The 21,320-nt window shown below is 34.5% G+C and carries 22 protein-coding genes and 1 pseudogene; 2 read left to right on the top strand and 21 right to left on the bottom strand.

What is annotated here, in order from left to right; all coding sequences use genetic code 11:
* The 14 genes and pseudogenes from HDT10_RS04100 to wecB form a co-directional block, all read right to left on the bottom strand.
* The coding region (locus HDT10_RS04100) for a methyltransferase domain-containing protein (protein WP_290880280.1) at nt 1-636 on the bottom strand (636 nt) is incomplete at its 3' end.
* A pseudogene (locus tag HDT10_RS04095) lies at nt 624-1,644 on the bottom strand (dehydrogenase). The gene HDT10_RS04100 and the pseudogene HDT10_RS04095, both read right to left, overlap by 13 nt.
* A 4-nt stretch (nt 1,645-1,648) precedes the next feature.
* Nucleotides 1,649-2,680 (bottom strand): GDP-mannose 4,6-dehydratase, encoded by a 1,032-nt coding sequence (locus HDT10_RS04090; protein ID WP_290880277.1) that lies wholly within the window; start codon nt 2,678-2,680, stop codon nt 1,649-1,651.
* A gap of 13 nt (nt 2,681-2,693) precedes the next feature.
* Complete coding sequence (locus HDT10_RS04085) at nt 2,694-3,236, bottom strand: dTDP-4-dehydrorhamnose 3,5-epimerase family protein (RefSeq protein ID WP_290880275.1); 543 nt, start codon at nt 3,234-3,236, stop codon at nt 2,694-2,696.
* Entirely contained in the window at nt 3,236-3,625 is a 390-nt protein-coding gene (locus HDT10_RS04080) for a hypothetical protein (RefSeq protein ID WP_290880274.1), read from the bottom strand. Before HDT10_RS04080 ends, HDT10_RS04085 begins: the two co-directional genes overlap by 1 nt.
* Nucleotides 3,626-3,627: 2 nt before the next feature.
* The gene (locus HDT10_RS04075; RefSeq protein ID WP_290880285.1) at nt 3,628-4,686 is read right to left on the bottom strand and encodes a GDP-L-fucose synthase; all 1,059 of its coding nucleotides are present in this window, start codon (nt 4,684-4,686) and stop codon (nt 3,628-3,630) included.
* A gap of 126 nt (nt 4,687-4,812) precedes the next feature.
* Nucleotides 4,813-5,871 (bottom strand): GDP-L-fucose synthase, encoded by a 1,059-nt coding sequence (locus tag HDT10_RS04070; RefSeq protein ID WP_290880283.1) that lies wholly within the window; start codon nt 5,869-5,871, stop codon nt 4,813-4,815.
* A 150-nt stretch (nt 5,872-6,021) separates the two neighbouring features.
* A complete protein-coding gene (locus HDT10_RS04065) occupies nt 6,022-7,077 on the bottom strand; it encodes a GDP-L-fucose synthase (protein WP_290880273.1) in 1,056 nt (351 codons plus the stop codon).
* Nucleotides 7,078-7,620 (bottom strand): dTDP-4-dehydrorhamnose 3,5-epimerase family protein, encoded by a 543-nt coding sequence (locus tag HDT10_RS04060; protein ID WP_290880272.1) that lies wholly within the window; start codon nt 7,618-7,620, stop codon nt 7,078-7,080.
* A gap of 123 nt (nt 7,621-7,743) precedes the next feature.
* On the bottom strand, nt 7,744-7,965 hold the full coding sequence (locus HDT10_RS04055) for a DUF6270 domain-containing protein (protein ID WP_290880269.1): 222 nt from the start codon (nt 7,963-7,965) through the stop codon (nt 7,744-7,746).
* Nucleotides 7,937-8,467 carry a DUF6270 domain-containing protein gene (locus HDT10_RS04050; protein WP_290880267.1) on the bottom strand — a complete coding sequence of 177 codons (531 nt, stop codon included), beginning with the start codon at nt 8,465-8,467 and terminating at the stop codon, nt 7,937-7,939. Before HDT10_RS04050 ends, HDT10_RS04055 begins: the two co-directional genes overlap by 29 nt.
* Nucleotides 8,468-8,506: 39 nt before the next feature.
* Complete coding sequence (locus HDT10_RS04045) at nt 8,507-12,838, bottom strand: FkbM family methyltransferase (RefSeq protein ID WP_290880266.1); 4,332 nt, start codon at nt 12,836-12,838, stop codon at nt 8,507-8,509.
* A 12-nt stretch (nt 12,839-12,850) separates the two neighbouring features.
* The gene (gene wecC / locus HDT10_RS04040; protein ID WP_290880265.1) at nt 12,851-14,074 is read right to left on the bottom strand and encodes a UDP-N-acetyl-D-mannosamine dehydrogenase; all 1,224 of its coding nucleotides are present in this window, start codon (nt 14,072-14,074) and stop codon (nt 12,851-12,853) included.
* The gene (gene wecB / locus HDT10_RS04035) at nt 14,071-15,219 is read right to left on the bottom strand and encodes a non-hydrolyzing UDP-N-acetylglucosamine 2-epimerase (RefSeq protein WP_290880263.1); all 1,149 of its coding nucleotides are present in this window, start codon (nt 15,217-15,219) and stop codon (nt 14,071-14,073) included. Before wecB ends, wecC begins: the two co-directional genes overlap by 4 nt.
* Before the next feature lie 189 nt (nt 15,220-15,408).
* On the opposite strand from wecB, the gene HDT10_RS04030 reads away from it, so the two are divergent.
* Both HDT10_RS04030 and HDT10_RS04025 read left to right on the top strand, forming a co-directional pair.
* Nucleotides 15,409-15,744: a hypothetical protein gene (locus tag HDT10_RS04030; protein WP_290880261.1), complete on the top strand. Its 336-nt coding sequence runs from the start codon at nt 15,409-15,411 to the stop codon at nt 15,742-15,744.
* A gap of 2 nt (nt 15,745-15,746) precedes the next feature.
* A complete protein-coding gene (locus HDT10_RS04025) occupies nt 15,747-16,145 on the top strand; it encodes a type II toxin-antitoxin system PemK/MazF family toxin (RefSeq protein ID WP_290880259.1) in 399 nt (132 codons plus the stop codon).
* Between the two features lie 217 nt (nt 16,146-16,362).
* Here HDT10_RS04025 and HDT10_RS04020 read toward each other — a convergent pair whose 3' ends face one another.
* The 7 genes from HDT10_RS04020 to HDT10_RS03990 are packed head-to-tail and all read right to left on the bottom strand — an operon-like array spanning nt 16,363 to nt 21,243.
* The gene (locus HDT10_RS04020) at nt 16,363-16,488 is read right to left on the bottom strand and encodes a hypothetical protein (RefSeq protein WP_290880256.1); all 126 of its coding nucleotides are present in this window, start codon (nt 16,486-16,488) and stop codon (nt 16,363-16,365) included.
* Between the two features lie 25 nt (nt 16,489-16,513).
* A complete protein-coding gene (locus HDT10_RS04015; protein WP_290880253.1) occupies nt 16,514-18,484 on the bottom strand; it encodes a hypothetical protein in 1,971 nt (656 codons plus the stop codon).
* A gap of 2 nt (nt 18,485-18,486) precedes the next feature.
* Nucleotides 18,487-18,822, bottom strand: coding sequence for a nuclear transport factor 2 family protein (locus HDT10_RS04010; protein WP_290880250.1), 336 nt, complete (start codon nt 18,820-18,822; stop codon nt 18,487-18,489).
* Nucleotides 18,815-19,534 carry a glycosyltransferase family 2 protein gene (locus HDT10_RS04005; protein ID WP_290880248.1) on the bottom strand — a complete coding sequence of 240 codons (720 nt, stop codon included), beginning with the start codon at nt 19,532-19,534 and terminating at the stop codon, nt 18,815-18,817. The genes HDT10_RS04010 and HDT10_RS04005 overlap by 8 nt, the downstream gene beginning before the upstream one ends.
* A complete protein-coding gene (locus tag HDT10_RS04000) occupies nt 19,535-20,167 on the bottom strand; it encodes an HAD family phosphatase (protein ID WP_290880247.1) in 633 nt (210 codons plus the stop codon). It abuts the gene before it with no gap.
* Nucleotides 20,160-20,807, bottom strand: coding sequence for a hypothetical protein (locus tag HDT10_RS03995; RefSeq protein WP_290880245.1), 648 nt, complete (start codon nt 20,805-20,807; stop codon nt 20,160-20,162). Before HDT10_RS03995 ends, HDT10_RS04000 begins: the two co-directional genes overlap by 8 nt.
* A 22-nt stretch (nt 20,808-20,829) precedes the next feature.
* Complete coding sequence (locus tag HDT10_RS03990) at nt 20,830-21,243, bottom strand: hypothetical protein (protein WP_290880243.1); 414 nt, start codon at nt 21,241-21,243, stop codon at nt 20,830-20,832.
* Nucleotides 21,244-21,320 lie beyond the last annotated feature (77 nt).

The following is a 21,320-nucleotide window of genomic DNA, read 5'->3' as shown; positions in this document are numbered from 1 at the left end:
TAGCGCATTGAGCACGTCCACATACATCTTCCCACCTATATCTAAAAAACCTACAACCTCTTCTAAAAACTCTCGTGGTTTTTCTATATGCTCCAACAAATGCCTAAACACAATAAAATCCACTTTATGCTTCAAAGAATTGCGCAAAAGTTTTGTATCAAAAAAGCCTTGAATATGTGAAACATTCTTAGGCATTTTTTCCATTGTCGTAGGACTTGGATCAATACTATATACAAATTTTGCCTCACTCGCCAAAGCACAAAGTAAATCACAAAGACCCGGTGCAATCTCTAAAAATACAGAATCCTTTGAAGCATACTGCATAATTTTATCTTTAGTTTGGGTTAATGTTTTACTTAATCTTTGCGTAAAATATTTCTGTTGATAATACGCATTGCTTGTATAGACTTGTAACATTTTGGACATATCAAAGGCAAAGTTATAGATAAAACCGCACTCCAAACATTGCCTCATATCCATTGTGCAATCCCCCTTAGCATAATCCTCCGCTCCGATTTTACTTGTCGGATTAAACTCAAAAATATCTCCACTTGCAAACACATTTTCCAACAATAATACTTCTTGAAATTCAGATTCCTTTTTACACAAAGGACATACTTTAATTAAATTACCCACGATTTTGCTCCTTCTTTTACAAAATTAAATTCCTCCACATAGCCTTGCTCTTGGTTTAAAAGCTTAATTAAGTCATACTTTTTTGTAGGATCTACCATAAAAAACATAAACCCCCCCGCTCCTGCACCACTTGTTTTACCGCTATATGCCCCATTATTGATTGCAAGGTTATAGATTCTATCTAATTCATCATTTGTAACGATTTCGGAAATTACTTTTTTGCTCTGCCAAGATTTCCCTAGAATCTTAGCCAAAGAATGAAAATCTCCTTTAAGCAATGCCTCTTTCATATCGCTTGCATCTTGTTTAATAGAATGCATTGCCTCTAAAGATTTGTTATCACCCAATCTTCCTTTTTTATGTTCCTCTATATCTTTCGCTTCTCTCGTAATATTTGTAAAATAAAGCACAATTTGCTCTTCTAGCTCACTCATAATCCAATTTTTGATACGCAAAGGATTAACAATCACGCGCTTATCTTTATAAAACTCCATAAAATTAAATCCACCAAAAGTCGCTGCATATTGGTCTTGCGCACCTCCAACAATTCCTAAATCCTCTCTTTCTATCTCATAGGCAAGTTTTGCAATGTCATATTCCCCCAAGGGCAAATGCAACCACTCTACAAAACACTTAATAATGCCCACCACAAGCGTAGATGAACCTCCAAGTCCGCTTCCGCTTGGCACATCAGAATAAGTTGTAAGCTCAAAACTTAGTGGCTTGTGGATAAAATCTTTCACCAAACGATTATAAACACTCTTATAAATATCCATTTTCCCATCAAGCTCCAAAAACTCTACACTTTGATATTCTGTTTTTGCATTTGTATCAGGAGAAACAAAAAGGATTCTATCATTGTCCATAACTTGAAGTGTGCAATGAATATATTTTGAAATCGTGGCATTTAGCACATAGCCTGTATAGTTATCACAATACAGATTAATATCTGTCCCCCCCCCCCGCAAGCCCAAGCCTCAAAGGCGTCATACTTCTGATGGTTTTCATCTTTTTACCTATTTAATGGGATTCTGCCATTAGAGATTTCCTTTCTCCAATGATTCAATAAATCTTCAAACATTTTTCTAGCTGGAATCTCGGGCTTCCAATCAATAAAACTTTTGATTTTTGTATTATCAAACATTTGATAATCTGCGTCAATTGGGCGGAATCTCTCGCTATCTGCTTGCACTTGAATATCTTTTCTTGTGCTAAAGCCCAAAAGAATCTCAATCACTTCAGGCAATTTAAAGGCTTCTTCTCCTGCAATATTAAAAGCCTCTCCACAAGGCACATTGCCTTTTTGGCTCTCTAGTGCAAGTAGATAATACGCCCGAATCGCGTCTCTGCAATCTTGAAAAGTGCGTGTGCTCTCAAGATTTCCTACCTTGATAATTGGCTCTTGGTAACCTGCTTCAATCAGTGCAATTTGCTTTGCTACTGTGCTTTCAAAAAACACATCACTGCGTCTTGGACCGCTGTGCGTTCCCATACGCGTTACAAAGGTACGGATTTGATATGCTTCTCCATAGAATCGCCCTAAATAATCTGTGCCGATTTTGCTGATACTATAAGGGCTCGCACCGTGAAATGGCGTCTCTTCATTAAGGCGCACGCCAACTTTCGCCCTACCATAAACCTCACTTGAAGAGCAGATATGCGCCACTGGGTCATAATCTTGTTTTTGCTTTAAGATTCTAATATTTTCTAGGATATTCGCTGTGCCGATAATGTTTGTTTGCAAAGTTTCAAGCGGAATCTCAAATGAAGTTTTAGGAAAACTTTGTGCCGCTAAATGAAAAATAAAATCAGGTTTTTTGCTCTCAAAAAGCTTCTGCAAACTAGAATAATCATTCAAATCCGCATAAAAAATACTGATTCTATCTTTTTTGTTAATCCTATCACTTAGATGATAGATATTATCCATACTCTCTTGCCAACGCATTAAACCGATAATTTCATAGTCGGTATTCTCTAGCAAGAAATCCGCCATTTGCGAACCAACTTGCCCTGTAAATCCTGTAATTAAAGCTGTTTTTGACATATTTAACCTTTATTTATACTACTCTTGTCGCCAAAATATCCCTCTTTGATAAAATAGGGTCTGTAATTCCCCAATCTATACCTATCCTCTCATCATTCCACGCATAAGTGAATTGACTCTCTGCATCCATATATTCTCCTTTATAGGCGCACTTATAATAATATACCGCTTCTTGTGAGCGCACCAAATGCGCATTACCAAATCCTGCCGGCACAAGAACAAACAACTGATTCTTAGGATTGATAACAAAAGCTTCGTGTTGCAAATAAGTAGAGCTATTCTCCCTACAATCCACAATAACTTGCAAAATCTCTCCGGCAATACAAGAGCAAAGCTTGTAAGTTTTATTATCGCCATGTATTCCCCTTAGAACATTTCGCCTTGAAGTGATAAATTTATCGTGAATAAAGTGTAAAGATTTTGGCAAAAGATTGTCAATTGCTTCGCTTGTAAAAGCTGTCCAAATCTCACCTCTTAAATCTTTGAATTTATTGGGCTTTATCACATACACACCTTTAAAAATTTTAGACTCTTGTATATCAAACTCTATCGCCATTATGCAGCCCTTTCGAAAACTGCATAAGGCTTTATAATGAGGCTATTTAATGCCCCCCCCCCCGCAAGATTAGGCTTAGAAAGATAGGAGATTCTTTGTGCAAGATTCTTATCTAACATAGGTTCATTCCCTACAAACAAAGCAACTTTTTGCACATTTTGTTGATTTTGCAAAATCTCATCAGCAATTTTAAAAAACAATGCATCGTGCATATAGGGGCTTTGGATATTTTTCCTCCATTCCTCAATACCACACATTACACATCTAGCAGTGCAATTATTTGTTGTCTCTAAATTTATAAATCTAGGAAACTCTAAAGCTTCTTCTAGGTTTTCTAGCTTGCCACCACTTAGCACTTTTTGTGTTACATATTCTAAGTTTTCTTGCAATCTTAACTCCTTATATGATTTTGCTTCAAATACCAATCATAAAGCATTGAAATTCCAGATTCTAAGCTGATTTGATGCTTCCAGCCAAAACTCTCTAATTTGGAAGTATTAGGTAATTTTCTAAATGTTCCATCAGGCTTGGAAGTATCAAAACAAAATTCGCCTTTAAAACCCACAATATTTGCAATTAATTCTGCTAATTCCTTGATAGAGACATCACTTCCATAACCAATGTTAATATGGGTATTTTTAATCTCTTTTTCTCCCTTATGCAAATCTTTAAAATCTACATTTTCCATTACAAACACGCAAGCATCTGCCATATCTGTATTGTGTAAAAATTCTCGTCTAGGATTCCCACTTCCCCAAATCTCTACTTTGTTTTCAAAGATTCCGAATTTTGCACAATATGCTTTTGCCTCATCAAAATTACTTGTTTGTGTGTTGGCAATTAGTTCCTCTTGCCTATCTTGAGTCAAAAGCTTTGCCAAGTGCATTTTGCGAACAAATGCAGGCAAAACATGACAATTCTCCAAATTGAAATTGTCGTTTGCGCCATAAATACCTGTGGGCATTACACTGATGAAATTTGTGCCATACTGAATATTATAAGCCTCACACATTTTAAGCCCTGCAATTTTAGCTATCGCGTAAGGCTCATTAGTGTATTCTAGCTCACTCGTCAATAAATACTCCTCTTTGATAGGTTGGGGAGAGTTTTTGGGATAAATACAAGTTGTTCCCAAAAATAAGAGCTTTTTAACTCCACTTAGATAGGCACTATGAATCACATTATTTTGAATCATCAAATTTTCATAAATGAAATTGGCACGATAAGTATTGTTTGCAATAATCCCACCCACTCTTGCAGCACATAAAAAGACATATTCAGGCTTTTCTTTTTGGAAAAATTCCTCCACCTCCCTCTGCCTTGTCAAATCCAACTCTTGGTGTGTCCTTAAAGCAAAATTTTGATAGCCTTTTTGCTTTAAATTCTCAAGAATTGCACTACCTGTTAAACCCTTATGCCCTGCAATATAAATCTTAGAATCTTTACGCACAGCACACCTCCAAAGCTCCATAACTATGAGCATTTGTAGAATCCCTAGCACAAAGATTTGCGATTCTAAGTTTTGTAACACAGGCTTTCGCAGTGCCAACTTTTGCAAGGACAAAGGATTTATCATCTAAAAGCCCCCCCCCCCGCACTCTTGATACCATTGATAAAGTTGCTTCACTCCATATTCTAATGGAATTTTTGCACTCCAACCAAGTTTTGAAATTTTTTCAATACTTCCAAGCTTCCTTAGAGCACCTTCTGGTTTTGAACTATCAAAAATAAGCTCTCCTTTAAAACCAACAATTTTTGCAATAAGCTCCGCTAGTTCTTTAATAGAAATATCACTACCATAACCTATATTAATATGTGTATTCGTGATTTCTTTTTCATCCTTATGTAAATCCTTAAAATCTACATTTTGCATTAAAAAAAGTAGAGCATCCGCTAAATCTTCACAATGCAAAAAATCCCTTTTTGCGTTTCCGCTACCCCAAATTTCCACACTATTGTTTCCAATACCTAATGTTTGTAGATAAGCTTTTGCTTCCTCAATATTTCCCAACTTCAAATCCTGCAAGACCTCACTATCACGACCTTCATTCAATAGTTTTGCTAAGTGAATTTTGCGTAAAAGAGCAGGTAAAACCTGCGCATTTTTAAAATCAAAAGAAACATTATTGCCATACAAAGAAGCAGGAGCTACTCCGATAAAATTAGTTTGAAATTGAATATTATAAGCCTCACAAAGCTTCAACCCGGCAATTTTAGCTATTGCATAGCTCTCAAAGTTATATTCCAATTTGGAATCAAGCAAATACTCCTCTTTGATAGGTTGAAGGGATATTTTAGGATAGATTGTTGTAGAAGCAAGAAATATAAGCTTTTTTACCCCATTCAAAAAAGAATGTTGCAAAACATTATTTTGTATCATTAAGTTTTCGTATAAAAACTCTGCTCTTTTTGCGTTTGCATAAGCCATTCCTCCTGCTTTTGCAGCACATAAAAAAACATATTCTGGCTTTTCTTTTTGGAAAAATTCCTCCACTTCCCTTTGCCTTGTCAAATCTAACTCTTGGTGTGTTCTTAAGATAAGATTCTTATATCCCTCATTTTGGAGTTTTTTAAGAATCGCTGAACCTACAAGCCCCCTATGCCCTGCAATATAAATCTTAGAATCCTTATGCACAGCACACCTCCAAAGCACAATCCAATGGAGATTCCGCAATCCTAAAAGCACAAGTGCTTCTAAAATCCATAGCACAAAGATTTGCGATTCCAAATCTTGTAATACAGGCTTTCGCAGTGCCAACTTTTGCAAAAGCAAAGGATTTATCATCTAAAAGCCCCCCCCCCCGCACTCTTGATACCATTCATACATCATTGTAATTCCTTGTCTTAAGTTAATTTTTGGCTGCCAGCCTAGAGATTGAATCCTAGAAATGTCCATCAATCTATTCATTGAGCTATCGGGCTTGTTTGTATTGAATCGCAACTCACCGCCAAAACCCACGATTTCTTTTATCATCAACGCCACTTCTTTAATCGTATAATCCACGCCTGTGCCGACATTAATATGCGTGTTTTTGATAAATTTTTCGCCCTTACGCAAGTCTTTAAAATCCACATTTTGCATTATAAAAATGCTCGCATCGGCTAAATCAAAACTATGCAAAAACTCTCGCCTCACCTTGCCACTCCCCCAAATCTCTACACTTTCCTTTGAGATTCCAAACTTTTGGCAAAATTCCTCTGCTTCTTGCAAACTTTGAACCCCAATATCCTTACAAAGAGCGTCATTTTCTCCGAGTTCTAAAAGCTTAGCCAGATGGAATTTGCGTAGCAATGCAGGCAATACTCTTGATTTGGCAAAGTCAAAATTCGCCCTTGTGCCATAAAGATTGTTTAATGCTAAACACAAGAAATTCGTGCCATATTGGAGATTGTAAGATTCGCAAAGCAAAGCCCCTGCAAGCTTTGCCACTCCAAAGGAAGTCGCCCCCCATTCAAGTTCGCCATTAAAAAGATATTCTTCCTTTAAGGGATTCTTTGCATTTTCTGGATACATATAGCCCGAGCCATAGCAAATGAGCTTTTTAACACCATTTAAATAAGAGCTATGGATGATATTGTTTTGTATCATTGTATTGATATACAAGAAATCTGCCCTCTGTGCGACATTCGCCGCACCACAAGGGAGCACGGCGCACAAAAATACATACTCGGGCTTTTCTTGTTTAAAAAACTCCTCTACTGCTTCTTGGTTGCTCAAATCAAGCTCTTGGTGCGTTTTGGTGATGAGATTTTTAAAACCTCTTTGCTCTAAAACTTCAACCAAAGCACTTCCTGCCGTGCCATTGTGTCCTGCAATATAGATTTTGGAATCTTTTCTCATTTAGTTTCCTTTTGCCGCTAGAATATCTCTCTCGGATAAAATCGGATTTGCAACCCCCCAATCTACTCCGATTTTTTTATCATTCCACGCATAAGTAAATTGGTCAGGAGCGTCCAAATATTTACCCTCATAAGCAAGCTTATAGTAATACACCGCCTCTTTGGACAAAACACAATGCGCATTCCCCATATTGGGTGGAAGCAAAATCAACTTTTGATTCTGTGGAGAAATATTCCAGCTCTCCCATTGCAAATAAGTAGGACTATCCTTTCTGCAATCTACTGCTACTTGCTGCACTTCTCCATACACACAAGTTACAAGTTTATAAGTTTTAATATCTCCGTGTATTCCTCGCAAAACATTGAGATGAGAGTTGATAAATTTATCGTGCTTAAACCTCAAACCTTTTGGCACAATATCACCCAAATGTTCCTCCGTAAAAGCTGTCCAAATCTCACCTCTTAAATCACTAAATTTATTGGGCGTGATGATATAAACACCTTTGATTTTTTTGCTTTCTTGTATGTCAAATTCCATTGCCATTTCGTCTCCTTAATTAATTTTTATCGCATAAATAAACTGTGATAATCCATAATCTTGCAATTTCATCTTTGCCATTGCGAGCAAGTTTGCAAAACTTGCGTGGCAGACTATTTAAGTAAAGTATTATTTTTTAATTTCTCTACAAAACCCCCTAAGAGATTTGAGACTTTCCTCATAAAATTCTTTCTTGTAATGCATAGCCGCTAATCCCCATCGATGATTTGGATCTGCCTCAAGTAAGTCTTGAGAATATTCTATAAAAGTTGCTTTTGGCAAGGCACTCTGCAAGACTTGATAATAATTCTCTAATAAAGAGTTAAAAGGTGCAATCAACTGAATATCCATAAATGCCCCCCCCCGCTGATAAATTAGTCCAATAAGGTTTGATGCAGATGATTTTTTCTTGAAATGCTTTTGTAATGCAGACAAACTTTTCAAGTCCCTCAAGCCATAGATTAAAAAATTCTTTAGAATCCCTGCGAATCATTTGACTAGAGGATATTTTTTGATTATAACCCGCTTGATATTCACTTGAAATAGTACACAAATATTTTGAATGAATTTTATGTAAATGAAATCTTGTATCAATCATATCTAAAAGCAAAAAATCATAATTGCTTTGTTGCAAAAACAACCAAAATTCCTTTGACATATCCCACTCAACGATTCTTCTTTGGAAATTTGAAGCAATCTTCTCTAGGATACTTCTATCCACATAGGGTTCGCTACTCAAACTAGCAAAAGAACTGCGAGCAAAATACCGCGCAATCTCAAAGTCTCCTTGCGTATCGAAATTTAAAATATCGCGGCTCACACAAGAACCAAAAATTAAAACCCGCTCTTTCATAATCTAAAGACTCTCAAAGATAAAATTACTTTACTAAAACTACTCTCCATTGAGCACCTCTATTTCCTTTGAGATTATTCGTCTTACATCACTCTGCTTTCTCACCCTTTTAGCTGCATTCTCTGATAACCTTAAAAAATCCTGTGGATTTTTATAAAGAAACTCTATTGCATTGGCTAGTCCCATATAATCCTCTGCTTCTACCAATATTCCGCAATTTCCATCTACAAATTCTGGAATCGCTGCAACCTTATTTGTGATAGGCACAAGTCCGCTAGACATTGCTTCATCCCTTGAAACACCTTGACTATCCATTCTTGATGGATTTAAAAAGATTCCATAATCCTTATGGAGTTTCGCAATTTCCTCTTGTTGCAAAAATTTTTGTTGAATCGTTATGTTTTTAAATCCTCTTAGAGGCTTTAACGTTTTCTCAAATAATTCTCCATCTCCGCTAATAAGAAATTCTAAATCTTTAAAAAAGCTCTTTTTGCTAAGTTCCAATATTGCTTTAACAGATAAATCATTGGCGTATTTTTTGCTAGCAAAAGGTCTGATAGAGAGAATTTTTTTTCTGGATTCTGCATTTTTAGGAATATAGTTAAACAAAGTGGTGTTGATGGGGTTGTGGATAATAGAATAAGAATCTTTTGGTAAATCTACACCAATATCGCCTAAACATTCATTTTTAAAATGCTCTGAAACAAAGACAAAATGGAGATTAGGATGTAGATTTTTGAAAATGCTCTGCCATAATTTCACTCTATTATCAGACAATTTCTGCGCTCTTTGAATCTCCTCTTGACTTTTCCCCTCCATATTAAACATTCTTCGCTCAAGCGTTTGTATCTCACTGCCGTGTATCCAAATGATAATTTTTAACTTATCCAAAAATTTGGATAGAATATCCCATAATCCCCTATCTAGCAAATGCACCGCGACACAAGTATAAGCTCCACTCTCTAAAGTATTTTTCAAAAGCTCCAATGAGCCATTGACTACCGAAATCCCCTCAAATTCTCTACATTCATAGGGCTTAGAACTACTATAAGTCATTAAATCTACTTGGAATCCCTGTTGTTTATAGGCTAAGAGTCTTTGATGTAAGAATCCATATTCATACAAGTTATCATAAGAGGGGTATCTTTTTGCCACAACAAGCACTTTAGATTTTGGTATCCTTGCATAAGGCTCTAAATGCACATTATCAAAATATAGATTCCTAATAGAAATGATTCCACCACCTAACACTCTTAAGCCTAATTTTACAAATTGACAAGTTGTAGGAACTGCTAGAAAAACAGCTTGGTTACTTGGATTTAGAGAATGAGAAATTTTCTGTTTGTTTTCGTCATAAAACTCCACTAAAACTTGGAGATTTTCCACATCGAAATCACAATCCAACAAGCATTGATTGCTATTGTGGAGATTTAAGGATTCCTTAGGGAAGAAAGTGTCCATATAAATATATTTATGCTCTCCACTGCGAAGAGAAGAACTAATAGATAAAATCCCGTTTTCTGGTATATTTCTAATCTGAATCTTGGTACTAGAATCTTGCCCTATTTGCTCAAAAATTTCATTGCTTGTAAGTTTAAAATAAACCTTGCTATTCAATACCTGAATCACTGCGGGTGTTTGAGAAGCAAAATAGCGCAAAGAACCTAGCGACAATCCCGCATCTATATTCTTTATATCTTGAACAACTTCTAGCTTAACTTCCTCTGCACTTGCTCCATTTTTGCAATAATGAAAACAATCCAAAGCCAACATCGCAGGCATTGCATAGCAATAAGAATCCCCCACAATAAAAGATTTAAGAATATTCCTATCTAAATCTTGAAGTGCGCAAATAGAAGAATCTATTTGTAATTCTTGTATTTCCTGATATTCTAGCCCTTTATGAAAAACCACCTCTCCTTTTTCATAAACATAGAAACTAGATTTTCCAAATGCTGAAGCGTTAGAATATCTGCGAGCTAGCATTAAATCATAAAGATAAAACTCTCCATAATAATCCGCAAGATTCAAGATTCCAAAGAATCCGCTCTCTATAGTGCTGAAGTACTGCAAGATTGCATCCAAAGAAGTCTTTATGATAAGATTTGGTGCGCTTGCCATCTCTCCTTCAAAATTTTGATAAACAACCAAAGTTTTATGACTTAATTGTTGCCTATTAAATACAATGATTGCACTTTCTAATTCTTCTTTGGAATGCGCTTCAACATACCAATAAACCATAGGTTCTTGAGGTAAAATCACTTCATCAAACACGGTTTGAAGTATAGTATAGAATCTATGCGTATAAGTATCCTCACTCATTACTTTTCTTAAAGCAAGCAATTTCAGCTTTTTAGTATATGTGGGATTTTCTAATATTTTACGCAATGTCTTTTCAAGCATTATCGCATTATCCGTAGAAACAACCAAATCGCCAAGCAAATTTACAATCCCACTAGAAAAATTACTAATCACTAATGTATTACAAGCAATCAATTCGTATGCACGTCTTGCAAACATACTCTGGGACTGCTTGACAGTATTTAAAGTAATACCATAGTGATAGCCCTTATATGCTTGAGCAATATCTGCTGGCTCTAACCTCCCAAGTATCATTGGTTTATATTCCTCTGGAAACAAATACGACACCATATTCCTACCATAATTTCTATCATAAATCGTAACTGGTTTGAACTTTCGTGCTATATCTATAATTGTTTTGAAATTCTGTATTCTAGTCGGATATTTAGCATAATACGAACCTGCGAAATTAAAAGCATCTTTACGTTTAAAAGCTTCAATGGGATTATGCAATTGAGGCTGCGCTGCAAAAGGCAAACAATAGACATTCGTATGTCCTGCATAATATTTATATCGGCTCACACAATCTATGTCTGTAGTAAAAATAAAATCCACTTTTTGGGCTAAATACAAAAAGATTTTAAAAGATACTGGATCTTCTTTATTCCAAAAGATTGTAGGAATATTTTGAGATTGACAATAAGAGAGGAGATTTGCTAACTCTAAGCTTGGACTAGAAATTTTCAGCTTCCAAGCAGAATCTTTGCCCTCCCAAGCGGATTCTATAAATAGCAAATCCGGCTTGAAAGATTCTATTTCTTCTTTCCAAGTAAAAGGTGAAAGTTGCAACAAATCGCATTCAAATCTAAAACATTCATAAGTGAAATTATCCATAATGCAAGCCACTTTGACTTGTTTAGGGTTAGAAATAATTTTATGAAACCTCTTTAATGTTTTTTCTAAATCAATATCCTTTCTGTATAAAGGAGTCAATGGAACGAATTTTGAACCAATTTTTTGCTGGAATTTCTGATAATCTTTGTAGAAATAATAAGGTAAAGTAATGATTTTTTTAAAGCTTTTAGCTGTAACAATTCTATTACCCCACATCCAAGAGAGAGTATTTTTAATTTGATTATTTTTTTGTTCATATATTAATTTTTCATTTTTAAGTTGTAATTTAAGTTGATTGTTTTCTTGCTTTAACTGATTTATTGCCTCTTGCCAATTTCCTAGCCGATTAACCATCTCTTGCAAGTCTTGAAGTTGCTTTGCTAGTAATTCATGCTTTGCTTTACTATTTTTGTGATAATTTAAAGATTGAGTTATTCTATAATTATTAAAAGCGTTTTTAGATAGCATTATCTTTAACATCTCTTTTTCGCTAATATTCTCTTGTGGAACATATAAATGTGTAGGTGTCGCATTAAAAGTTTTGTAATAAATATAGCCTAGACTATCTAATACTTCGTCAATAGAAAGGTAGGCATTCTGGTTTATTGCTTCTGCATAAATCAAAGGGCGATTCTTTGCGATAGTTTCTCTTGCCCCCAAGAGCACTTTTTCTTCCATTCCCTCAACATCAATTTTTATTACTCCAATTTTTTCCTCAAATGCAAAATCGTCTAACCTTTTACATACAATCTCCCCTTTCCCAAGTGTTAGAGAATTGCCGCCAAGATTGCTCTCATTAATGGTTTCAAAGCTTGCTAATTCTTCTCTATCAGACAAACCGCAGCAAAATACTTTTATTAGAGACTCAAAGCCATTTGATTCTATACTCTTTGTTTCAATCTGGCATAATTCTTTATTGGCTTCAAAGCTATAAACCTTAATGCCATTAGCCGCCAAAAATAAAGAATGATTACCAATATTTGACCCAATATCCACAAAGGATTCTGCAGGATTGATACGTTTAAGAATATCTTGCAACATAATATGTTCATAAGGAACGCCATTCATTGCGATTTCCTTTTGAATATAATCCGTTCTGGCTTGTGGGAGATATATCTTATAAACATTCTTCCCCCCCCCACAGAGAGTATAAAAGTCAAAACTATTTAGTGGCATCTTATGGCTTTCTTACGAATTTTTATTAATGCAATTGGCAAAATCCAAAACATTAAGAGAAGCAAAATCTGCCCCAACGAAATCTTGATGTCCCACCAAAATGACAATCAAATCCGCTTTCTTGGCTTCTTGTAATGAGCAAAGTTTGGCATTACGAGATAGCCTTTCTGGTAATTGATGAATATGTGGCTCTACAACCAAAAGTGGATTTCGTAATTTGCCACAAAGAGATTCTGCAATTTTTAATGCTGGGGATTCCCTTAAATCATCAATATTAGGCTTAAAACTAAGCCCCAAACAAGCAACACTCTTAGATAAATCTGATTGCAATTTCTCAAGTATTTTTTCAATCACAAATTCTGACTTATAGTCATTAACCTCTCTTGCTGTTTTAATGAGTCTTGCTTCAGGAAAATCTGCGACAATAAACCAAGGATCAACCGCGATACAATGCCCACCCACTCCGCAACCGGGCTGGAGAATATTAACTCTTGGGTGATGATTAGCTAGGTTAATGAGTTCATATACATCTATATTTTCTTTATCGCAAATCATAGATAATTCATTAGCAAATGCAATATTCACATCTCTAAAAGAATTTTCAACAAGTTTTGCCATTTCTGCTGTTTTTGCGTCTGTTAGGATACACTTGCCACGAACAAAAGTTTGATACACTTCAATAGCTTTGCGGGCACACTGCGGAGTGATACCACCAACGATTCTATCATTTTCTACAAGCTCTTTTAGAATATATCCGGGCAAAACCCTTTCAGGACAATGTGCTAAAAATATATCTGAAATGTCATTGGCATCTTGAGGGAATCGTAAATCACTCCTTGCTGCGCTTAGCCACTGCGCAATCTTTTGCGTAGTGCCAACGGGCGAAGTAGATTCCAAAATCACTATGTCGCACTTTTTCAAATAAGGTGCGATTGCTAGAGTGGCGGATTGGATATAATCGCAATTTGGTTGATGATTTTCTTTAAATGGTGTTGGCACACAAATAATAAAGACATCGGCACATTCAGGCTTTAAACTCGCTTTAAATGAACCATCTTGGACAACTTTAGATACTAAAGATTCTAACCCTTGCTCAACAATGTGTATTTTGCCTTGATTAATCGTGTCTATGACTTTTGGATTCACATCTACACCCAATACCTCTACACCACAAGAGGCAAAAATGGCAGCCGTTGGCAAACCAATATAGCCAAGCCCTAGCACACATATTTTCATATTCCCTCCTGATTTATACTTTTAATAAATTCAACAATTTTTTCACATGCTCTACCATCGCCATATGGGTTTTGTATCTTCTCCATTGCTTTGACAGCCTCATAGCTATCTAATAAATTTTGCGCTTCAGAGCAAATCTTTTCTACTTCAGTTCCAACTAGCTTTACTATTCCTGTTTTTAAAGCCTCTGGTCTCTCCGTATTATTGCGCATAAGCAAAATCGGCTTTTTAAGAGTGGGGGCTTCCTCCTGAATTCCACCAGAATCTGTCATAATAAAATAACTTTTAGACATAAGATAAACGAAATTTTCATAATTTAGAGGTGGGATTAGAAAAATATTTTTTCTATCTGCCAACATACTTCTTACTACTTGTTGGACATTAGGATTAGGATGAATAGAATACACAATATCCACATCGGGATTATTTTGGGCAATCCTTAATAGAGCCTCACAAATATTTTGGAATCCTTGACCAAAATTTTCTCTTCTGTGCCCAGTTACTAGAATAAATCGTCTTGTCTGATAGTAAGGATATTCACGAGAAAGATTATCGGCAATTCTTTGATATAAACTTTTGTTATTCTCTATTGATTGGAGTATAAAAAGCAAAGAATCCACAATCGTATTTCCACTAACGCAAATTGCAGATTCTTTTTTGCGCTCAAGCATTAGATTTTCTTTAGCCTCTAAAGTAGGAACAAAATAATAATCACTCAAGACATCTACAATCTGCCTATTTGCTTCTTCAGGAAATGGAGAAGCCAAGTCATATGTCCTCAAACCAGCCTCTATATGCGCTATTTTGGTCTTAGTATATAATGCCGCTAAACTTGCGCTCATCGCAGTCGTCGTATCCCCATGCACAAAAACTATATCCGGCTTATAATCCTCCAAAACCCGCTTAATTCCATTCAATATATTTATAGTAATATCAAACAAGTTTTGATGTGGCTTCATAATATCCAAATCATAATCTGGTTTTATTTCAAAAATATCCAAAACAGAATCCAACATTTCTCTATGTTGCGCACTTACGCATACCTTGACTTCAAAACTAGATTGTTTTTTGAAACAATGTACCAAAGGGGACATTTTTATTGCCTCTGGTCTTGTTCCAAAAATAATTAAAATTTTTTTTATCATTATATACGCACCTTATAAATATTCTATTGAAAATGGGATTTTTCAAACTTTTATTATTGAATTTAGAAAAAAAATTACTTTTTCAAATCTTGTTTATTAAAAGATTAAGTAAAATCTAAAGTAAATACAATACTTATTAAGGTATGGTTATTGAATAATTAAGATTTTATTAATAAGTAGTAATATATAATGATAGAAATTACTAAAAGGATTAGTAAAAATATGGAGAATATTTCAAAATCCCTACTTGAAGAAATTAAAAAGACATTAGATGACATAGAGGATTATGATATAAACATTAAACAGAGTAAGGAGGGCAGAACGATAAAGATTCAGACTAACTTAAATGGAAAACGAAAGAATATTACCATTATAGAGACTAGTAGTAGAAATACAATGAAGGACATTTCTATACGAAAAAAAGAAGCGAAAAGACTCTATAAAGAAGAACATAAAACACAAAAGGAAATAGCAAAAATATTAGGCTGCAGTCAAAAAACAATTTCTAATGATTTAAAGGAATAAGAATGAATGATTTAGAGAAATTTGATCAATGGAATGAAGTTAAAAAGAATACTCATAATATTACAAGAGAAAAGAGTATAAAAGAACAAGGAATTTATTGGGTAAGAATAGGAAATAATATAGGAAAGGAGATTTATGGTAAAGGTCCATTTTATACTCGTCCTGTGCTAGTAATCAAGATAACACCTAACGGGTTTTGGGGCATACCCATGACTAGTAATTTAGATAAAACAAGTAAATTTTCCTATCTTTTTGTAGACGATAAAGAAAAGTCGCAAATGGCACTCCTAGAACAATTAAGGTTTTTTGATATTAAAAGGATTCAGACATCAATGTCCCGCATAAGCGACAAAGATTTTACACAACTTAAAATAAGGCTAAAAAGCATAATAGAAGAATAAGCCCCACTCTTGGGTGGGGAGACTTATCGTATAAAGATAAGCCAAAGTCTTTCCTTTTCTCGAAAAGTTTAGAATTATACTCAAATAATCTTAAAAAAATCTAATCGGAATATTAACTAAACTTGTTTTAATTATAAAAATAAGTTTTTTATCTTGTATAGAAAATGCGCAAATGCTTTCAATTATGATTTATTAAAGATATATGATGTCTAAAAATTCAATTTTTAATGGAAAAGCAAGTCTTTTCACTCCTCGCAATGACCAAATGGAATACAAAGCGTGCAAGATTATCAATTGCCACGATTCTATAAATAGAATCTCGCAAGGACGCATAGAATCTCATTTCCTTTTCTCCCTAAACTCTTTCTTTAACCTACGCACTTCTTGGAAAAAATGCAAATAGGCAAATATTCGCCCCCCCCCCGCACAGAATTAGCAGCAATGAGTGCTTCACCTAATTTATAAGTAAAACATTCTTTTTCTTTTAAGGCTTCTTTGTAGTCTGGATAAGATTCTAGTTTGGGAAGTTTTAATTTGGGATTCTTTTTAATTTTTTCTTGATATTTTTGTTGTTCTATTCTATGGGATTCTTTAATATAAGATAACACATAGGGCATTCTAATATATCCCCATAGGCTTTTAGAATTTAGAATCATTGCAGAGCCTAGTTTATAGGCTAGGTGGGAGTGGATTCTGTCTTTGGCTACAAGATAAATGCTAGGAATGGGCTTTTCTTGGGGGGCTTGTGGTTGATTGCAACTTGCATTATTTGAAATTTTATTACAACTTTTGTAGATATTTTCAAAAAATACACAATAGGCTTTGAGCTGTTCTGAAGTGAATTGCCCTTTATTCTTCAATGATTCAACATCTTGTAGTAATTCCAAACCAATATCAGGAAATGCAATACTTTTCTGCAAATCATAAATTGACTCATTTAGCAATTTCTTACCACGCCATAAAAGAAGTCTAATGTTATTGAGCAGCAAATACTGCGCAAAACATTCATGAGCATAGGGTAGTTTTGGGAAATCTTTAAACATGGGCAGATGTTGATTCAAGGAAGCAAAAGACCATAATTGGCAAACAATAGACATTGTATGTCTTCTTCCGCAGAAGAATGTATCCGAAACGCCGGTATTACAATATGTGTTTATTATCTCTTGTTGCTGTATTGATTCTAGTTCTTCCAAAGTGATACTAAAAGGAAAATGAAAGTCTGGTCTTGCACGGATAACAAAATCGTATTCAAATCCATTTTCTTTCTCAAATTCCTGCATAAGACACAAACTCTTATAAAATCCGTAGAACATTTTAGAAATATTAGGAACATTACCATATTTTTTTACAAACTCATCAACACATATCAAGGATACTTTTTTGACATTTGGACTGATTGCCAACACCTCATCTTTGTCTATGTAAACCCCATATTCTTGTCTTATTTTTTCAGATACTTTTGGGAAATTAGTCTCTAAAAATTTTTTATTCTTAATTCCATTAGGAGCTGAATCTAATATAGATTTAGGCAAATATCTCCAAGCCCAATCACTTGACGCATTATAGCCGGGCCAAACCATAGCACAATCCCAACTAAAAACAAAACAATCCGCATTTAAAGGCTCAACTACATTTTTAAAAGTTTTAGACAATACTGACTTCCAATCTCCTCTGAACGCTCCAGAAATTAATACCGCCACTCGCTTATTTGTTTTAATATGAATATTTTTAAAGGAAAATTTTTTACAATTCACTAGAAACCTATTATAATAAATTTTAGCCCCACATTCTTTGTCTAGCTCAAAGCAAGCCTGCATAAGCAGAGGAATTCTGTTTCTCAAACGGATAAAGAACTGCTCGCATTCTAAAAGCTCAAAATATTCTATACATTTTTGAAGAATATAAGCTCTAATCAGCAATTTGTCTGTTTGATTTCTTAATTCATTGTTTATTGCTTCGTAGCCTTTCTCCTCAACGATATAAGAAAAATATTTAACAAAATCCTCAAAACAAAACGAATTGCTAGATATAAGTTCGGAGATAATAAAAGCTGCTTCTATATGGTTAGTGCATTGATTTTTATGATTAAGTATATTATAAACCATCTCCTTAAAATCATCAAAAGACTTTCCTAAAGAATCATCGTTCCACCATTTTGGAGTTTCATTAATTTGTGAGATAATTTTAAATACTTTGTTTATATCCCCTATTTGATAGAAAAAGCTTATACATTCCATTGGAAATGTATTAAAATTATCATAATATAAAGACTTAGCCACATCAAAATTCCAAGCTTTTGCTGCATTATCAATTAGAATTTTTAGATTTATTTTCTCCACGCCTACTCCTTTGGCATATCCAAATACGCCCTAAGTTCTTGTATTTTACCTTCTTTCCATTCTATAATATCCACTCCCTCCAACTTCATCTCATCAAGCATCAAAACAAATTCAATAAGTGTTGTAGAATCCTGTAAATAAATATTTTTAGCATAGAATTTCAAATTTTCACAAGAGTTAAAAATATTTTTTATTGCCTCAAGACATTTCATTTTGCCTTCTATTCTTTTTACTGCTGGGTCTTCCAAGGCAAAATTTTCATCCAATAGCGCAGCGACACCTGATAAATCCTTGTGATTGAAACATTCAATATATTGACAAGTTTTTTCTCTAAGCATTGTTTTGAGTCCTTTCATATTCTCTGATTTTTTCTAGGCTATAAAAAATATGATATGCACTCTTATCAATAGAAAAAAGAGTTACATTTTTATTCTGTAAAATTAGTTCATTTAATACTGGAGCGACAAAGTATTGCCCTCCATAATTCACATCTTTTTTAATCATATTTTCACTTGCTTTGATAAAATCTCTTCCTTTTGCAAAATAAAAAAACCCTGCAATTGCATTTTTGCTAATAGGCTGCTTCTCTGCTACTTGAATTACATTGTTTTCTGCATTGGCTTTAGCATAAGAATATTTTGGGTGTATGGAAGTAAAGGTAATCACTCCTGCATCAAAATGAGAAAAATGCTCTACTACGTTTTTAAGATTAATATCAAACAATTGATTGATATTAGCAATAATTAAAGGCGTATCATTATTAATGTATTCAGAAGCTAACATCACACTACAAGCTGCACCCTTTGTCTCATTGGCAATCGTAATAATTTTACAAGTATCATCTAATCTTTTTAAAGATTCGTCTAAATAAAATTTTCTTGTATCACATTCTTTTAAAATAAATATGAATTGTTTGTCTTCAATGCTCGCATAATTCTCCATTAAATGCTCTATTATTGTCTTGCCATTAATCTCCATTAAAGGCACAGGAAATGCTAATTCTTGAAAAAATGTATTCTCTCCTGCAATAGGAATCACAATATTTATCATTTACTCTCCTTGCTCATAATCACTGATATATCTTTTGATATTTTCATAATTCACCTCATCTACCTCGCCTACTCTCATCACATTTGCTCCACTACCCACTGCAGCTTTAATTCCGTTTTCATTATCCTCTATTATCATACATTCTTTGGGATTCAATCCAAGCTTTTTAATGGCGAATTGATACATTTCGGGATTTGGCTTAGGATTTTTAACATCCTCATTTGAGACGATAAAATCCAAATAAGAATCCAAAGCCGCCTTTTGCATCATTACTTCAATCGTGTGTCGGATAGAATTAGAGCAAACTGCCATAAAGTAACCCTCTGCCTTAAGCTTTGAGAGGGCAAATTCGTGATTAAATCTTGGCTTACACAAGCTATATACCATTTCCATAGTATAGATTTGTTTCATCTCATTGATAAACTGATGTAAGGATTCAGGCAATCCTCTTAAAGTAGTAATCATTTTAAGCTTTGTTTTGGTTGGCAAACCATCAAAAGTCGTTAAATGCTCATAGCGACTAATCTCTAACCCAAATAGATTTAAAGCTTTATTGAGGGCTTCATAATGCCAATCTTTTGCTTCAATCAAGACTCCGTCCATATCAAAAATAATTGCTTTTATTTTAGACATTAAAAAACTCCTTTGCCTTTTGAGGATAATCTGTGCAAAGCATTATTGTATCTTTACATTTTAGATGAGATTCCATCTCTCTATATTCCTGCCATTCTTGTATAAAATCTCGTTTGTGAAGTTCTGGAGAAACAATACACACTCTCTTATCATTTCCTAAATGTTGCTTGATGACTTGTTGGTCTATCCAATGCCCCCTAAACTCATCAAGCCACACTCCTATACATTCGCTATATAAGGCAGGGGATAATTCATATTCACTCTGCCGACTGAAAATCTTTATATCCTCTTGATGATACAAAAGTGTATCGGGAATAGACATATCAAACACAAAATAATTCGTAATCGCATATTTATCAAGCAGGGCTTTCAATGACTTTTGCAAACCATCGGATTTGATATTGAGTGCCAAAGGCAAATCACATTTAATAATGAGCCGATAATGCGCATAGAGAGAACAAAAATCTTCAAAAAGCATAGAATCTTTATCTGCCATATCGTGAGAAATTACAAGATTGCCTTGATAATCTCTTATGTCTGTCTCTATACCAAATCCATATTTAAAGCTTCTTTCAAAAGATTCTTTGGTATTCTTTTGCGCAGAATTTTCCCAAAAACCCCGATGTGATAGAATAATCATTCTCTCTCCTTTCTTTTTCTCTTTAAGCTCTCTTAGAATCCTTGATTTTTCTTGAAATTGTCATAAAGTCTATTCTCCACTTGTCATTGCGCACAAGTTTGCAAAACTTGCGTAGTGATTGATAATCAGATTCTGCCCTTGCGTCCTTGCGAGACTTTGTAAGAAGTCGTGGCAATCTATAATGTTGGGCTAAATTAATTAAATCAATTACTACAATGGAATCTTTAAAGCGAGATTTTGGATTATGGATTGCCACGCATTTTTGTAAAATGCTCGCAATGACGCAATGGGGAAATGTCATTGCGAGGAATGAGTAAAACGAATGACGAAGCAATCCATAATATTGCAAAAATAAAATCTGCAAAGGCGAGATTCTTTCATTTAGATTGCCACGAAAATTTTGCAAATTTTCTCGCAATGACAAGTGAAATCTCATTTCTTTTTCTCCTTAAACTCTTTTCTTAGCTCACGCACTTTTTGAAAAAATTGCAAATAGGCAAATATTCGCCCCCC

The sequence above is a fragment of the Helicobacter sp. genome, from assembly GCF_014799995.1.
Taxonomy (GTDB): domain Bacteria; phylum Campylobacterota; class Campylobacteria; order Campylobacterales; family Helicobacteraceae; genus Helicobacter_D.
The sequence above is the reverse complement of the archived record's forward strand: the minus strand, read 5'-3'. Positions and strand labels throughout refer to the sequence as shown.

Excerpts from the sequence above, each read along its gene's own strand:
- HDT10_RS04090 (WP_290880277.1), bottom strand. The coding sequence starts at position 2,680 with ATGTCAAAAACAGCTTTAATTACAGGATTTACAGGGCAAGTTGGTTCG.
- HDT10_RS04085 (WP_290880275.1), bottom strand. The coding sequence starts at position 3,236 with ATGGCGATAGAGTTTGATATACAAGAGTCTAAAATTTTTAAAGGTGTG.
- HDT10_RS04065 (WP_290880273.1), bottom strand. The coding sequence starts at position 7,077 with ATGAGAAAAGATTCCAAAATCTATATTGCAGGACACAATGGCACGGCA.
- HDT10_RS04060 (WP_290880272.1), bottom strand. The coding sequence starts at position 7,620 with ATGGCAATGGAATTTGACATACAAGAAAGCAAAAAAATCAAAGGTGTT.
- HDT10_RS04055 (WP_290880269.1), bottom strand. The coding sequence starts at position 7,965 with ATGGATATTCAGTTGATTGCACCTTTTAACTCTTTATTAGAGAATTAT.
- HDT10_RS04050 (WP_290880267.1), bottom strand. The coding sequence starts at position 8,467 with ATGAAAGAGCGGGTTTTAATTTTTGGTTCTTGTGTGAGCCGCGATATT.
- HDT10_RS04045 (WP_290880266.1), bottom strand. The coding sequence starts at position 12,838 with ATGCCACTAAATAGTTTTGACTTTTATACTCTCTGTGGGGGGGGGAAG.
- wecC (WP_290880265.1), bottom strand. The coding sequence starts at position 14,074 with ATGAAAATATGTGTGCTAGGGCTTGGCTATATTGGTTTGCCAACGGCT.
- wecB (WP_290880263.1), bottom strand. The coding sequence starts at position 15,219 with ATGATAAAAAAAATTTTAATTATTTTTGGAACAAGACCAGAGGCAATA.
- HDT10_RS04030 (WP_290880261.1), top strand. The coding sequence starts at position 15,409 with ATGATAGAAATTACTAAAAGGATTAGTAAAAATATGGAGAATATTTCA.
- HDT10_RS04025 (WP_290880259.1), top strand. The coding sequence starts at position 15,747 with ATGAATGATTTAGAGAAATTTGATCAATGGAATGAAGTTAAAAAGAAT.
- HDT10_RS04020 (WP_290880256.1), bottom strand. The coding sequence starts at position 16,488 with ATGAGATTCTATGCGTCCTTGCGAGATTCTATTTATAGAATCGTGGCA.
- HDT10_RS04010 (WP_290880250.1), bottom strand. The coding sequence starts at position 18,822 with ATGCTTAGAGAAAAAACTTGTCAATATATTGAATGTTTCAATCACAAG.
- HDT10_RS04005 (WP_290880248.1), bottom strand. The coding sequence starts at position 19,534 with ATGATAAATATTGTGATTCCTATTGCAGGAGAGAATACATTTTTTCAA.
- HDT10_RS04000 (WP_290880247.1), bottom strand. The coding sequence starts at position 20,167 with ATGTCTAAAATAAAAGCAATTATTTTTGATATGGACGGAGTCTTGATT.
- HDT10_RS03995 (WP_290880245.1), bottom strand. The coding sequence starts at position 20,807 with ATGATTATTCTATCACATCGGGGTTTTTGGGAAAATTCTGCGCAAAAG.
- HDT10_RS03990 (WP_290880243.1), bottom strand. The coding sequence starts at position 21,243 with ATGAGATTTCACTTGTCATTGCGAGAAAATTTGCAAAATTTTCGTGGC.